The organism is Acinetobacter sp. NIPH 542, from assembly GCF_000369825.1.
In the GTDB taxonomy this organism is placed as follows: Bacteria; Pseudomonadota; Gammaproteobacteria; order Pseudomonadales; family Moraxellaceae; genus Acinetobacter; species Acinetobacter oleivorans.
The window spans coordinates 1,705,065-1,720,382 of sequence record NZ_KB850206.1 but is presented as its reverse complement, the minus strand read 5'-3'; the positions used below and the strand labels follow the sequence as shown (position 1 = coordinate 1,720,382).

Sequence of the window (15,318 nt, the reverse complement as noted above, 5' to 3'; positions counted from 1 at the left end):
ACTATGGTCATACGTCTAAATGGGCGTAGATGCATTAAGAGAAAGGTAAGTATACAATGATTTTAGTGACAGGTGGTTTAGGCTTTATCGGTTCACACATTGCGTTGAGTCTCATGGCTCAGGGTCAAGAAGTGGTAATTGTCGATAATTTGGCTAATTCAACCTTGCAAACTCTGGAACGCCTAGAGTTTATTTCTGGCATGTACGTTCCATTTGTTAAACTTGATGTACGTAATACACCAGCATTGAATAAGGTCTTCGAGCAATATTCAATTGATGCGGTTATTCATACTGCTGGGTTTAAATCAATTGAAGAATCTAATCTTAAACCTCTTGAATATTATAATGATAATGTAAGTTGCATCATGAGTTTACTACGTGCCATGCAACGCACAGGTGTTCGTCACTTTATTCATTTGTCTAGCCTTGCAGCATATGGAAAATCTGGTCTGCAATTAAGCGAAACAGACGAATTCAATTATGCTTATCCTAATCCCTATATTAAGTCTCAACAGATGATTGAAGAAATTATCCGTGATACTTATAAAATTGATCATGAGTGGAAAATTGCGATCTTGCGCTTATCTAATATCGTAGGTGCATTTGAACATGGGGTGCTCGGAGAGTATGTCGCACAGCTTCCTAAAAATATTGTACCGCTTGCCATGCAAGTTGCTGCAATGCAACGTGATTTGATTGAATTACAAGATCAAGCTGAAACATCAGATCATACGACTGAACGCAGTTTTCTACACGTTTTAGATGTGTGTGAAGCTGTAACTGCTAGCTTACATTGGCTACGTGATCAAACACATTGTTGTGAAGCATTTAATATTGCCCATGACCAAGTTCACTCTGTGCGTCAATTACTAGATGAAATTTCACAGGTAACTCAATCTGAAATTCCGACTCAACCTACGCTTTACAAACATGTTGAATTAAGTCAGGTTGCGGCAGACATATCCAAAGCAAAAACATTATTGAATTGGACACCTAAACGTCCGTTAAAACAAATGATTGAAGATGAATGGCGCTTTTATCAAAATACATTAAATGGAAGGTAGGATAATGATTCTTATTTACAATAATGGAATGCTTAAGTACGATACTAAAAATTAACTAGCCAGAGCAAATACTTGCTTCAGCCCGTAAGTTCTTTAACCAGACAACTGAGGTTTCTATGCAAACACGAATTGAACATGACACTATGGGTGAGATTGAAGTTCCAAATGAAGCATTGTGGGGGGCACAGACTCAACGCAGCTTACAGAACTTTAAAATCGGGCAAGAACGATTACCCCGTGCCATGATTCGAGCAATGGGGCTGGTGAAAAAGGCTGCTGCAATAACTAATGCTGAACTTGAACAGTTACCGCAAGATTTGAGCCAATATATTGTGGGCGCGGCTGAAGAAGTCATTGATGGTAAATGGGATTCACAGTTTCCTTTAGTGGTCTGGCAGACGGGTTCTGGTACGCAAAGCAACATGAACTGTAATGAAGTGATTGCCAATATTGCTAATCAAAAATTAGGTCAAGCGTTGGGTGCGCAAAAACCTGTACATCCAAATGATCATGTCAACCGTGCTCAATCAACGAACGACTCATTTCCAACTGCTATTCACGTGGCAGCAAGTTTGCAAATTAATGAATTGCTTATTCCTGCCGTAGAACAGCTGAAAACGACTTTGCAAAAAAAATCAGATGAGTTTCAGTCTATTGTTAAAATTGGTCGTACCCATTTACAAGATGCAACTCCATTAACACTAGGTCAAGAATTTAGTGGTTATGTGTCTCAGCTTGAGCATGGATTAGTTCGTTTACAACAGGCATTGACAGGTTTATATGAATTACCATTAGGTGGTACTGCGGTAGGTACAGGGTTAAATGCACATCCTGACTATGCAGTGAAAGCTGCTGCTCAACTTGCTTTGCTTACAGGTTTACCATTTGTGACTGCTCCAAACAAATTTGAAGCACTTGCAGGACGTGATGCTGCTGTTTTTGCTTCTGGTGCATTAAAAACGCTTGCAGTTAGTTTAAATAAAATTGCGAATGATATTCGTTGGTTGGCCAGTGGTCCACGTTGTGGTTTCGGTGAAATCCGTATTCCAGAAAATGAACCTGGTTCAAGCATCATGCCGGGTAAAGTAAACCCAACACAAAGTGAAGCAATGACCATGGTTGTTGCGCAAGTGCTTGGAAATGATACGACCATTAATGTGGCTGGTGCTTCAGGTAACTTTGAATTAAACGTATTTATGCCTGTGATTGCTTATAACTTATTGCAGTCTATTCAATTGCTTGGTGATGCATGTAATAGTTTTAATGATCACTGTGCGGTAGGAATTGAACCTAATCAGGATAAAATTGATCACTTCTTACATAACTCTCTCATGTTGGTCACTGCTTTAAACCCGGTGATTGGTTATGAAAATTCTGCAAAAGTTGCCAAGACTGCCTATAAGGAAAATAAAACTTTGAAGCAGGTTGCTGTTGAGCTTGGTTTAGTTACAGCAGAGCAATTTGATGAAGTGGTTAAACCTGAAAAAATGGTTTCACCAAATAGTAAATAATCTCTCCTAATGGGCTTTTTTATTCTTAAATACTTCTGTAATATCCGCGAGTTGCTAAGTACAACAAAAGTCCTGAATGATCAGCGCAAAAAATCATAAGGGGAAGGCCTACTTGAAAAAGTAGGCTTTTTTTATACCTTGAAATATAAATGTCATATCTAGACTTTATTTTTGCTACGTTATTTTATTTTAAGTTCAAATAAATGAAAAAGACTAAATCAATAGTTGTTTTAGCAGTAATAACTTGTACCTTGTCGGGTTGTCTACAAATGTTTCCACCTACTGTAGCTGAGGTGAATCCTGGGGTTTATCAACTTCATGCTCAAAGTAATGCATTTGGTTCAAGAGAAGCCTTGAGGGCAAAGTTAATCAGTAAAGCAGAAGAAATATGTAAAGATAAGGGTTTTGATGAGTTGGATAGCAATAACAAAATCGTAAATCATCATACTGTTTATAATTTAGGAATGCTTATTCCAGTGAATACCAAAGCAGCTGTTTTGAAAGTTAAGTGTAAAGATTAATTTAAATAGTAGTTAACTCCATTCGAGAGTTAATTTTGTTAGACATATGTCAATACAAGAAACCCGACTAACTATCGACTAATGGCGGGGTTTTTTATTATTAAGTATTTCTGTAATATCAGTATATAAATTTAGCGCTAAATGATTGGTGTTAGAAATCAAAAGAAGGGGTGGATCTTTTCAAGCTAGCATAAATTTATATGTTTTTTGGTTTTAAATATTTGAATTATTTTATTTTTAATTCGATTTATATTGATGGAGTTTAGGTGTTATCAAATTGGAAAATGACTGTATGCATCTTTCCAATTCTAGTTTTAAGCAACTTTTTCGTTAGGGTTATTTTTGGGTGAAAAGAGGAAGCAGCCTTTTTTATTAATTAAGAAAAAACATAATTTTTTAGATGGAATTTAAATATTGATGTACACAATTAGATATGTTCATCGGAACAACACTTACTATATCGCTTCGAATATCGAAGGAAATTTTATTATTCTTGAATCAATGGATTCAGAATTTCGTATGGGTCATCAAATTTCTTATGACGGTGAGAAGGTATTTAACCTTACTTTGAATGATGAAACTGATGCAGTCATTAAATTAGAGAGTAATGAAAAAACAGCATACGAATACTTACTTTCAGTTAAATAAATTAGTTTTTATGCTGAAGTATTTCTTTAAGAACTAGGTCTGTTTCAAAGATATTTCATACAATAAAAGTTAAAAAGTTTTGTTTTTATTGAAAAAGCCATGGTATGGTTATTCAAGCTTTAATTTTGGGCAGTTAAAACAAATGAACTGTTTATTGAATAAAATCACCACCACCACGACCTCTAAAGAAGGCTGTGTGTGATTTTTATTAAAGTGACTTAATAAGATAACTAAACCCAGCCAATAATGGCTGGGTTAATTTTTCTCTGTTCATTATTGGTTTTTACAGAGAGAAATGATGGAAAAACTCAATAGCAATTCAAAATCGGCTTTACTTGTCATTGATATGCAAAATGGCCTGTTTAACGGCCAGTCTAAGCCACATAATGCTCAACTCGTACTTTCAAATATTCTGAGTCTTATTGAATATTGCCGCTTGAATGAGAGGCCAATTATCTTTATTCGACATGTTGGTGAGAAAGGCACACCATTAGATCCGAGTGGACCGAATACTCAGCTAATCGCAGAGTTAGCTCTTAATCCACATAAAGATATAGTCTTTGAAAAAATGTACCCGAGTGGCTTTAAAAATACTTTTTTAAAAGAAGTGTTAGATAAGCTTGGTGTTGATGAAATCATCATTACTGGAATGAAAACCGAGTATTGTATTGATACTACTGTTAGGGCTGCTTCTGAGTGCGGATATAAATTGATATTAATTTCAGATGCACATACAACAACTGATTCAGTAACTTTAAATGCTCAGCAAGCAATTGATCATCATAACCAAATTTTAAGTAATGCTTTTGCTAAGTTAAAAACGACAGAAGAGTTCATTTCTCAAATTTAATTTAGAAATAAGGCGATAACTTTATTCAAAAAGTCTTATTAGCTGTATCACTAAAACATAAGAAAATCTTTTGATGACTAGTGGTTGCTCGGTTTTTAGCGGTAGCAAGAATTGAACTTGTATCAACAAAGAGCTCTTTTCGGAGGGCTTTTTATCAAGAGGGTATAAGTTTCACTAATTAATGGCGAATTAGCGTTGAATAAGCTGTCATAATTGTTAAAATGCCCACCTTGTCCTGTTTTTATATTGTTTTTGTTTTGCATTTATTTTGCAAGATTGAAGATAAAGTAATTGAAAACAGAAGCTTAGCTAAGGATTTTTGAATGCTCTCTATTTATTTAACAGATACCCAACAACATGTGCAATTTAATGATTATCCCGGTGATCAGCCTGTTAAGTTTCTGTTAAATCTTAAAAAGATTTTCCCAAGTACAGGTGACCTGTTATTGCCAGTTTTACCTGATGATAATGATTTAGAAAATGTAACATGGGAATCAACTTCAGAAGATTTTGATGTCTTTAAAAAGCTATTAGCTGGATGGGGTGTTATTGAACTCCGTTTAAATGCAATTACGGCTTATAAAGATAAAAACTTTGCGAATGAGTTAGTGAAACAAGCTCAAGCGAAACGTAAGAAAACAGCACAAAAAAATCATCAGCTCTCTTTGGTTGCACTTGATTATATTTTTATGCACGAAGTTCACGCATTAATTGATGCGGAATTGGTCACTATTGGTGAGAAATTTTATTTACCAACCTTGCGTGAGCAATGGAAGGGTACAGTTTCAGACCCAGTGCTCAATGGAAAATTCTAATTAAGCACAAAAGGTGAATTTATGGAAATTCACCTTTTTTATTTTTATAATTAAATTAATGACTTATAACTTGATAATTACTGGTACAAAAGTTTACAAGAAAAGAATGCGTTTTTTCTAAAGTGGCAGATACATTGCTTATATAAATACAAAATTATTGCGGGAGAGAGGTTCGAAAGAACCCGCCGAAGGAGCAACAAGCCCGGAAACTCTCAGGCAGAAGGACTGTAATAATTAAAAAATCTGGAGAGAAGCTTAGATTTATAAGAATTGAAAATAATAACTTATAAATTATAAACTCACCGAAGGGGAAGATCTAAACGTTAAAAGGTAACGTTGGGGTCGAAACTCTCAGGTACCAATGACAGATGGGCTGTACTGATGAAATGTTTTGCATTTCTGAGGAGTCTGTTATGCCACATGTTATTGTGATAGGTGCGGGAATCACAGGGGTTACCTCTGCTTATGAATTGTCGCAACTGGGTTATAAAGTCACAGTGATTGATCGACATCTATATCCTGCAATGGAAACATCATTTGCCAATGGAGGGCAATTATCGGCTTGTAATGCCGAGGTATGGAACCAAAAAGCCACTGTAGTTAAAGGCTTTAAGTGGATGAGACAAAAAGATGCACCGCTACTGCTGAATCCTTCATTTAGTTTGCATAAATATAGCTGGCTAGTTGAGTTTTTATCCCATATTAAAAACTATGAAGCAAACACGATTGAGACGGTCCGTTTGGCATTACTTGCTCGTAAGCGTTTATTTGAGGTTGCTGAAAAAGAGCAGCTCGAGTTTGATTTGGAGAAACGTGGAATTCTCCATATGTATCATAGTAAGGCTGACTACGAGATTGCTAAACAAGTGAACAATGTATTGAACAAAGGTACATTAGAGCGCTATTCAGTTTCACCTGATGAGATGAAAACCATAGAACCATCATTAACAGGTGAATATTTTGGTGGTTATTACACACCAAGTGATGCAACGGGGGATATTCATAAATATTCAACCTCTTTGGCTGAAAAGACTAAACAATACGGTGTTGAGTATAAATTTGGTTTGGAAGTTACAGATATTAAGTGTCATCCAGACAAAGTGATCGTAAGTTGTCAGCCAAGTGCAGAGCATCCTTATCTTGTTGAATCAGATAGCATCCAAATCGAAGGTGATGTGCTTGTAGTTTGCGGTGGTGTAGGAAGTTATCAACTCGCCGATATGATTGGAGAGCGAGTAAATGTCTACCCAGTAAAAGGTTATTCAATTACTGTGCAATTAAAAGATGAGCAAAGTGTAAAGAATGCACCGTGGGTTAGTTTACTAGATGAGAGTGCTAAAATTGTGACTTCTCGTTTAGGTAAAGATCGGTTGCGCGTGGCGGGAACTGCTGAATTTAATGGTTACAACCGCGATATACGGGCTGATCGTATTCAACCTTTGGTAAATTGGGTAAACCGTAACTTTGATATTTCAACTGAGCATGTCGTACCTTGGGCAGGGTTAAGACCAATGATGCCTAATATGCTGCCTGTGGTGAAGCAATCTAAACAACCTCGTATTTTTTACAATACAGGGCATGGGCATTTAGGGTGGACTTTGTCTGCGGCAACCGCGGTTTTAGTGGGTCAGGATATTGCTCAAAAATATCCGATCTAAAAAGTAAAAAGCCAGTGTGCAAACACTGGCTTTTTACTTAAAGCACTAATCATATAATCGGTAGATTCCGCTGAAACGCTCACAGCCTTTTTGCTGGGTTTTCACATTAAGTAAAGCTTTTTGAAAATTAAACTGATATTTACAGTTATGCTCATTGTCTAAGATTTCATTTTTTTGTTCAGGTGAACTATAGGCCATCAAAGAAATCGTTTGAGTTTCTTTACGGTTATTTGGATTTCGGTATGCTATTCCTTCAATCTTGATTTTATCTTTTGCGAGCTGATGGACCTGAATGTGAACAGGCTGTGCTGCTAGATGTCCATTCTCAAACTTAAGATAATGTTGGGTAAGCGTTTGCTTAAGTGATGCATAAAAATTTAGGTCGTCAGTACGTAAATCAAACTGTTGTTGAAAGCATGAATTACTCTTGCATTGCTGAGTATGTTTAGACCATAACTTTTGTGTATCCTGTAAAAGCTGTAAGGGAGCATCAGTAACTAAATATGCAGAAAGATATTTATTATTGAGTTGCGTTCTCGATTCACTAAATGTTTTTGAACAGATTTTAAGCTCAGCTCCATGATTGGAACAGTCTATTGGTTCTGCAAAAACATGAGATGAACATAAACAACTCAGTGTCACGGCAAAACTTAATCTTTTCAATTGATTCATATCAGTATTAGACAGCATGATCGCTTATACTTTCAGTCTACTTTGCTAGGTGTACTATAGCGAAACAGAAAGGCTGAATACAAGATTTCTTAAGTTTTTATGGAAGGTAATAGTTATATGGTTGCTCAAATTCGCATTGGACAAGGAATGGATGTACATGCCTTTGAAGAGGGGAACTTCGTTACATTGGCTGGCATTCAAATTCCGCATACGCATGGCTTGAAAGCGCATTCTGATGGCGATGTTGTACTCCATGCCTTGTGTGATGCTTTGTTAGGTACTTTGGCACTGGGAGATATAGGGCAACATTTTCCTGACACTGACCCAGAATTTAAGGGTGCGGACAGCCGAGTACTATTAAAGCATGTTTATCAGTTAATCTTAGATCGCGGTTATCAGTTAAATAATGCGGATATTACAGTGGCTTGTGAGCGTCCAAAATTAGCTAAACATAATTTGGAAATGCGTCAAAGTATTGCTGATGTTTTAAATGTAGATGTTAATCAAATCAGTATTAAAGCAACGACAACCGAAAAACTTGGGTTTACCGGTCGTCAAGAAGGGATTTTAGCTACAGCAACTGTTTTAGTCTCTCATCACACCAAGTGATCAGCTTGTTGTAAAGACTGCTGAAGCTCAAGAGTTGCCTTACGGCCTTGTAGCTGTAAGGTAATACTATGAATAAGCCCTGTCCAAGTTTCATTGGGTTCCCAAATTTCATGAAGTAAATCTTGAGAAGTAGGCATATCCATATTCATATAAAACTGTCTATAGACATACATCAGGCAGCTAGAGCGATCGTTTTTAGAACAGTGAATCCAGACAATTTCATTCTGGACTAAATGATCAATAAGATCGAGTACCAATAAACATTGCTCAGCCGATGGAGTTTCCCAGTCAATTGGAATATGGATGTAATTTAAACCGAGGTCTAAACAAATACGATCTTCATTTTCAATATGATTTGGTGCGTTACTTAAAGCGAGATTAATGACGGTACTACAACCATATTCTTTAATTAGTTTCAGTTGTTCAGCAGAAGGCTGTGCTGAACTAAATAAATGTTCATGAATAATTGAAAATGCGGGAATTTGAGATAATGATTGTTCAAGGGTAGTCATGATCGCACTCTACGAGAGTAGGCTTAGCTTATTGTGTAGAATGTTATACACGATTCTAGGGAATAGTTGAAATACAGCCTGCTTATATATTCGACAACGTTATCAAAACTTTAAAAATAATTAACTGGAAAAGTACAAGTTTTATAAAATAAAAAAACAGCATCATAAAGATGCTGTTTTTTTGTCTAAATAATTATGATTTTAGATTTTCATTCAATAAAAATTCTACTAAAGCTTTTTGAGCATGAAGACGATTTTCTGCTTCATCCCATACCACTGCATTTTTATGATCAAGCATAGTTTCAGAAATTTCTTCGCCACGATGAGCAGGTAAGCAGTGCATGAATAAACATTCAGGATGAGCAAGTCCCATTAATTTTTCATTGACTTGAAAAGCTGCAAAAGCTCTTTCACGAAGCTTCTGTTCTTCTTCTTGTCCCATGCTTGCCCATACATCTGTCACAATGAGGTCAGCATTTACGGCAGCATCTTCTGCGTTGTCAAAAACTTCCACACAATGACCAAACTCTGCTAAAAATTCAGGTTTAGGCTCATATCCTTTCGGTGATGCAATTTTAAGTTTAAAGCCCATCATGTGTGCAGCTTCAATATATGAGTTACACATATTATTGCCATCACCAATCCAAGCAACGGTTTTACCTTTAATGCTACCGCGGTGTTCATTATAAGTCTGTAAATCTGCAAGTAACTGACAAGGATGATGGTCATCTGTCAAACCGTTAATCACAGGAACTTTTGAATACGATGCAAAACGTTCAACAATGTCATGACCAAAAGTACGAATCATCACAATATCAAGCATACTAGAAATTACACGTGCTGAGTCTTCAATTGGTTCGCCGCGGCCTAATTGTGTGTCGCGAGGTGATAGGAAAATCGCGCTACCACCAAATTGGTTAATGCCTGCTTCAAAAGAGATACGTGTACGCGTGCTTGATTTCTCAAAAATCATTCCCAATACTTTACCAACAAAAGGTTGATATACCTTATTGTCATGCTGCATTTTTTTAAGTTCGCTTGCGCGTTCTAAAATGCGATTAAGTTCTAGAGTGGATAGATCACGTAAAGTCAGGAAATGTCTTAGAGCCATGTAGCTACTCCATAATAATCGTTATGAAATACAACAATTATCTGTTGTTGGCTGGGTGGAGGAGGGAAAAAAGAAGTCTACTATACTATAAGCATTTTAAAATGCAAAAGAATTAGACTTTATGATGGCCCTTTAAGAAAATATCTACGCAATATTCAATATAATCAGTGGCTTCCTGCTCATCTGGTAGGGCTGGCATACCCATAATCATGCGCCATTCAATATCGCGTAAAATCCCAAAATACATGAGTGAAGAATAATAAGGAGAAGGGCATGTAATTTCGCCTGATTTGTCTGAAAATTCTAATGCTTGGGTAAGTGTATTCTGTAAATTATGTACCCATTTGTCATATAGATATTGTATGAGGACCGTATTACACTCGGTCTGTTCAATAATTAGTCGTAAAAATGCAACATGCTCGGGTTGAATGATGTGAACATAAACACGATTGAGCGTTTGAATTAAGTATTCTCTTAAAGTAGTTTTCTCTGGTTGAAATGGAATGCAAACGTCTTTAAAAAACATTTCACGTTTATAGTCGCAAATAGCAGTAAAAAGTCCTTCTTTATTACCAAAATATTTATAGATAGAAGTTTTTGAACCTCCTGCATGGTTAACAATGTCATCAAGAGAAACAGCATCATATCCTTTATCCAAAAACAGCTCGGTTGCACTTAGCAATAGAGCCAGGCGACGTTCTATACCTCTGCGTGTTTGTGGTTTTTCACATACTGAATGATGTGGGTCAAGGACGGAATCATGCATAAAATTTTATAACAACAGTTAACTTTACTTATTTAGTATAGCAAAACTATCTTTAAGGATGGTCATCGCTATTTTTTTAGATCATCTGCTGAACAGTAAATAGATATTTTAAAAAATAAAAGAATAGAAAATATAAGCTTAGAGTGAATTTTGAAATGATTTAATGATGTAACCTGATGTTCAATTTTAAATTGAATAAAAAATCTAATCAAAATAAAGCGGCTAAGAATGTCTTAGCCGCTTTTATTTTAGATGCTAAGCTTTTTAGGCTTCGGTTTGACTAACCTTATGTTCATCTTCTTCATCATCGTCAGCAGAATCCATTCCAAGTTCTTTTAACTTGCGAGTTAAGGTGTTACGGCCCCAACCCAGTAATTCTGCTGCATGGCGTTTGCGTCCACGTGTTTGTTGTAAAGCAGCGTTAATTAAGGTGCGTTCAAACATTGGCGTAGCAATATCCAAAATCTTCATTTCACCATTCTTAAGCTTTTGAATTGCCCATTGATTTAGTAACTCATCCCAATGGTGTAAAGAAATGCGTTCAAATGAAGGAGCAGGTTGCCCAGAGTCACTATTCTTTTGTAATGGAACTTGTTTAAGTTCAGAAGGTAAATCTTCTGGATAAACTTCACGTCCAGTGATCATCACAGTTAACCAGCGGCACGTGTTTTCAAGTTGTCGAACATTACCAGGCCACGGTAACTGTTGCATATAGTCCGTTGTTTCAGTACGTAAGATTTTTGGACTCACGCCAAGTTCTTTACCGGCACGTGCAAGAAAATGCTGAGCCAGCATTGGTATATCTTCGCTACGATGAGCAAGTTTAGGAATATGAATGCGAATTACATTTAAACGGTGATATAAGTCTTCACGGAATCGGCCTTCATTCACCAGTTTTTCTAAGTCCTGATGTGTTGCTGCCACAATTCGAACATCAACTTTAACTGGAATATGTCCACCTACACGATAAAATTCACCGTCGGCGAGCACACGAAGTAGTCTAGTCTGTGTTTCAAATGGCATGTCGCCAATTTCATCAAGGAATAGTGTTCCACCATTTGCTTGCTCAAAGCGGCCTTGATGTTGAGTGTTTGCACCTGTAAATGCACCTTTTTCATGACCAAATAACTCGGTTTCAATCAAGTCTTTTGGAATTGCAGCCATATTTAAGGCAATAAAAGGTTTCGCACGGCGTGGTGAGTGCTTGTGTAAAGCATGCGCAACTAATTCTTTACCTGTGCCAGATTCACCATTAATTAAAACAGTAATATGAGATTGAGATAAACGACCAATAGCGCGGAAAACCTCCTGCATTGCTGGAGATTCACCAATAATTTCTGTTGATTGAAGTGGTGAAGCTGTTTTTGTAGCTTCTTGTTGTTGTAGTTTGTTGATATGCAGAATTGCACGATTGACTAAAGCTAAAGCTTCATCAATATCAAAAGGTTTTGGTAAATACTCAAATGCACCTGTTTGATAACTTGATACCGCAGACTCTAAGTCAGAATGTGCTGTCATAATAATGACAGGTAAATCCGGATGAGTGTTTTTAACTTTAGATAAAAAAGTTAAACCATCAATTCCAGGCATTCGAATGTCAGTTAAGATGACATCGGGAGCATCATGATGCAAACGTTCAAGCGCAGTTTGAGCTTCTTCAAAATTGGTAACGTCAAAGCCTTCTTCTTTAAAAGTCTTTTCCAATACCCATCGCATGGCGCGATCATCATCAATAACCCATATTTTATTTCGCGACACGGTCTGACTCCCAAGGTAAATATAAGCTAAAAATAGTTTTTCCAGGAACAGATTGGCATTCAATCATTCCGTTATGTTGATGCATAATATTCTGTGCAATACTCAGGCCAAGCCCAGTACCTTTTGCTCGTCCAGTAACCAATGGGTAAAATACGGACTCTAAAATACTCTCAGGTATACCTGGCCCATTGTCTTCAATATCAACCCGCACGGTAGATCGATTCAGCACACCATTAATTGTGACAAGTCGTTGTATGCGAGTACGTAGAATTAGCTCTGGTTCGTGATCTATAAAGAATGCTTTATTCTCTGTTATGGCCTGAATTGCATTTACACTAATGTTGAGCATGACTTGGATTAACTGATCACGATCGGCATTCACATCAGGTAAAGACAAATCATAGTCACGTATAATTTTAATTTTTTTCTTTGTCTGATTCGCAATAAGAGAGCGTACTCGTTCTAAAGGTTCGTGTACGTTAACATTTTCATAGCTTGGTAATTGTCTAGAACCCAACATGGTGTCAGCCAAGTTAGTTAAACGATCTACTTCATTAATGATGACATCGGTGAATTCAGCATAAGTCTTATCATTTAAACTGCGAGCGAGTAACTGAGTTGCTCCCCGAATACCTGCAAGTGGGTTTTTAATTTCATGCGCAACGCCACGCACAAGCTGCCTAGCGACCTGATGTTGTTGTACCAGATTTTCTTCTTTTGAAATCTTTAACATACGGTCAATTGGGTTGAGCTCAATCAACAATAATGGATGATAACTTTTACCGGCATTTAATTGAGAAACTGTGTAATCCACATGTAGATCTTTGAAGTTAACATTAATGACAGCTTCTCGACGCGTGTAAGGTTGTCCGGTTTTTATGGTGTTCAATAAAGCTTCATGTGTATTAAAAGTATCATCTGGTGCATGAAGTAAATTTAAAACAGGCTGTCCTGAAGCACGGAGCAAACTAATGTCAAATAGTGCTTCACAGGCTGAATTTAAGTAAAAAATATTCAAGTTACTATCGATTAATAAAATCGCAGTAGTTAAATTGTCTACCAATAGGCGATAGTCGATAGGGTTGTGTTGATCCATTAGCGAATCGTTCCTGTCTTAAAATAGCGCAATGGCATCTTCATTGGTTATCGGATTTTCACCGTTATAGAACATGAACGATGCAAAATATACGCCAACTTTGTTTATGGGTTATTTTAAAGTTTTAAGTTACTTAAAAACGCGCTGAAATCGTTCTTTATATCTTTTGATCAAAACAAATAGCTTTAGTCTGGATAATAACATGATCTAAATTGGTGCAAAGATGAGTTTTGGTGCAAATGTTGGTTGTATTTTGGTGCATTACACAAAGAGTAGGCTTTCCACCTATGCTTGAGACAAGAAAAGACATACAATACGCGCATTCAAGTGGAGCGCAGATTCATGAAGACCCCCAAAGTCGGTTTTGTTTCTTTAGGTTGTCCTAAGGCATTGGTAGATTCTGAACGAATTTTAACTCAGTTAAAGACTGAAGGTTATCAAGTTGCATCAGATTATGATGGTGCTGATTTAGTAGTTGTTAATACCTGTGGTTTTATTGAATCTGCGGTACAAGAGTCGCTAGATGCAATTGGCGAGGCCATGAGTGAAAATGGTCGAGTAATCGTTACAGGATGCTTAGGTAAAGACGAAGATAAAATTCGTCAAATGCATCCGAACGTTTTAAAGGTTACTGGTGCGGCAGCTTATCAAGATGTGATGGAAGCTGTACATGAATATGTACCAGCACCACCTAAACATAATCCGTTTATTGATTTGGTTCCTGAACAGGGAATTCGCTTAACACCAAAGCATTATGCCTACTTAAAAATATCTGAAGGATGTAACCATCGTTGTACCTTCTGTATTATCCCAAGTATGCGTGGCGACTTGGTTTCTCGTCCAGTTGGTAGTGTATTGGAAGAAGCTGCGGCACTTAAAAGAGCGGGTGTTAAAGAAATCTTGGTTATTTCTCAAGATACATCGGCTTATGGCGTAGACACCAAGTACAAACTTGACTTCTGGAATGGTCAACCGGTTAAGACAAAATTCTTCGACATGTGTGAAGCACTAGGCCAATTGGGCATCTGGGTGCGTCTACACTATGTATACCCATATCCACATGTTGATGCAGTTATCGATTTAATGGCTCAAGGTAAAATCCTGCCATATCTTGATATTCCTTTCCAACATGCAAGCCCACGCGTTCTTAAGTTAATGAAGCGTCCGGCACATAGTGAAAATACACTAGAAAAAATTAAGTTATGGCGTGAAAAATGCCCTGATCTTGTGATCCGTTCTACTTTTGTGGTTGGTTTTCCAGGCGAAACTGAAGAAGACTTCCAGATTTTGTTAGATTGGTTAGTTGAAGCTCAACTTGATCGTGTAGGCTGCTTTACCTATTCACCAGTAGAAGGCGCTACGGCAAATGATTTACCCGATCATGTGCCAGAAGAAATTAAGCAAGAGCGTTACGAGCGCTTTATGCAAGTGCAGCAGCAAATATCTGCTGCCAAATTACAAAAACGTATTGGTCAAACGATGACTGTATTAGTCGATGGTTTAGAAGACGAATATCCTGTTGCCGTTGCACGTTCTTATGCCGATGCTCCGGAAATTGACGGTAATGTGTTTGTAGAAGATATCGATAAGAGCACTATTCAACCGGGCGATATATTGGAAGTCGAAATTACCGATGCAGATGAATACGATTTATTTGCAAAGTTAATTAAAATTAAATCGGTTTAATCGAAATATATTTAAAGAGCATTCAGTTTAAGAGGTTTTGG

The 15,318-nt window shown here is 37.0% G+C and carries 15 protein-coding genes and 1 riboswitch; of the genes, 9 read left to right on the top strand and 6 right to left on the bottom strand.

Annotated elements, in window-relative coordinates; translation table 11 throughout:
- Positions 1-56: 56 nt before the first annotated feature.
- From galE to F886_RS13510, 7 genes are all read left to right on the top strand, one after another.
- The gene (gene galE, locus F886_RS13540) at positions 57-1,064 is read left to right on the top strand and encodes a UDP-glucose 4-epimerase GalE (protein ID WP_005306305.1); all 1,008 of its coding nucleotides are present in this window, start codon (positions 57-59) and stop codon (positions 1,062-1,064) included.
- Between the two features lie 116 nt (positions 1,065-1,180).
- Positions 1,181-2,575, top strand: coding sequence for a class II fumarate hydratase (gene fumC, locus F886_RS13535; RefSeq protein WP_005306302.1), 1,395 nt, complete (start codon positions 1,181-1,183; stop codon positions 2,573-2,575).
- Between the two features lie 203 nt (positions 2,576-2,778).
- Positions 2,779-3,096 carry a hypothetical protein gene (locus F886_RS13530; protein ID WP_005306299.1) on the top strand — a complete coding sequence of 106 codons (318 nt, stop codon included), beginning with the start codon at positions 2,779-2,781 and terminating at the stop codon, positions 3,094-3,096.
- A 417-nt stretch (positions 3,097-3,513) separates the two neighbouring features.
- Complete coding sequence (locus tag F886_RS20450) at positions 3,514-3,744, top strand: hypothetical protein (protein WP_005306296.1); 231 nt, start codon at positions 3,514-3,516, stop codon at positions 3,742-3,744.
- 298 nt (positions 3,745-4,042) lie between these two features.
- Positions 4,043-4,594, top strand: coding sequence for a cysteine hydrolase family protein (locus F886_RS13520; protein WP_005306293.1), 552 nt, complete (start codon positions 4,043-4,045; stop codon positions 4,592-4,594).
- 323 nt (positions 4,595-4,917) lie between these two features.
- Positions 4,918-5,409: a hypothetical protein gene (locus F886_RS13515; protein WP_004791829.1), complete on the top strand. Its 492-nt coding sequence runs from the start codon at positions 4,918-4,920 to the stop codon at positions 5,407-5,409.
- Between the two features lie 150 nt (positions 5,410-5,559).
- A riboswitch (glycine riboswitch) is annotated at positions 5,560-5,647 on the top strand.
- Positions 5,648-5,822: 175 nt separating this feature from the next.
- A complete protein-coding gene (locus tag F886_RS13510; RefSeq protein ID WP_005306291.1) occupies positions 5,823-7,067 on the top strand; it encodes a D-amino acid dehydrogenase in 1,245 nt (414 codons plus the stop codon).
- A gap of 45 nt (positions 7,068-7,112) precedes the next feature.
- Here F886_RS13510 and F886_RS13505 read toward each other — a convergent pair whose 3' ends face one another.
- Positions 7,113-7,757 (bottom strand): A1S_1983 family putative colistin resistance protein, encoded by a 645-nt coding sequence (locus tag F886_RS13505; protein WP_005306288.1) that lies wholly within the window; start codon positions 7,755-7,757, stop codon positions 7,113-7,115.
- A 99-nt stretch (positions 7,758-7,856) separates the two neighbouring features.
- Between F886_RS13505 and ispF the strand changes: the two genes are divergently transcribed.
- On the top strand, positions 7,857-8,348 hold the full coding sequence (gene ispF / locus F886_RS13500) for a 2-C-methyl-D-erythritol 2,4-cyclodiphosphate synthase (protein WP_004791837.1): 492 nt from the start codon (positions 7,857-7,859) through the stop codon (positions 8,346-8,348).
- Here the strand turns inward: ispF and F886_RS13495 are convergent.
- The 5 genes from F886_RS13495 to glnL all read right to left on the bottom strand — a co-directional run bounded on the left by F886_RS13495 (position 8,336) and on the right by glnL (position 13,591).
- Complete coding sequence (locus F886_RS13495) at positions 8,336-8,860, bottom strand: protein tyrosine phosphatase family protein (protein ID WP_004791839.1); 525 nt, start codon at positions 8,858-8,860, stop codon at positions 8,336-8,338. The two genes, ispF and F886_RS13495, sit on opposite strands and share 13 nt — an antisense overlap.
- Before the next feature lie 193 nt (positions 8,861-9,053).
- A complete protein-coding gene (argF, locus tag F886_RS13490; RefSeq protein ID WP_005306284.1) occupies positions 9,054-9,971 on the bottom strand; it encodes an ornithine carbamoyltransferase in 918 nt (305 codons plus the stop codon).
- Between the two features lie 112 nt (positions 9,972-10,083).
- On the bottom strand, positions 10,084-10,737 hold the full coding sequence (locus F886_RS13485; protein ID WP_005306281.1) for a TetR/AcrR family transcriptional regulator: 654 nt from the start codon (positions 10,735-10,737) through the stop codon (positions 10,084-10,086).
- A 264-nt stretch (positions 10,738-11,001) separates the two neighbouring features.
- Positions 11,002-12,495 (bottom strand): nitrogen regulation protein NR(I), encoded by a 1,494-nt coding sequence (gene glnG, locus F886_RS13480; protein ID WP_004791845.1) that lies wholly within the window; start codon positions 12,493-12,495, stop codon positions 11,002-11,004.
- Complete coding sequence (glnL, locus tag F886_RS13475; protein WP_004791847.1) at positions 12,482-13,591, bottom strand: nitrogen regulation protein NR(II); 1,110 nt, start codon at positions 13,589-13,591, stop codon at positions 12,482-12,484. Before glnL ends, glnG begins: the two co-directional genes overlap by 14 nt.
- Before the next feature lie 342 nt (positions 13,592-13,933).
- Here glnL and rimO point away from each other — a divergent pair, with 342 nt between their 5' ends.
- Positions 13,934-15,277, top strand: a complete 1,344-nt coding sequence (rimO, locus tag F886_RS13470) for a 30S ribosomal protein S12 methylthiotransferase RimO (protein ID WP_004791849.1) — start codon at positions 13,934-13,936, stop codon at positions 15,275-15,277.
- Positions 15,278-15,318 lie beyond the last annotated feature (41 nt).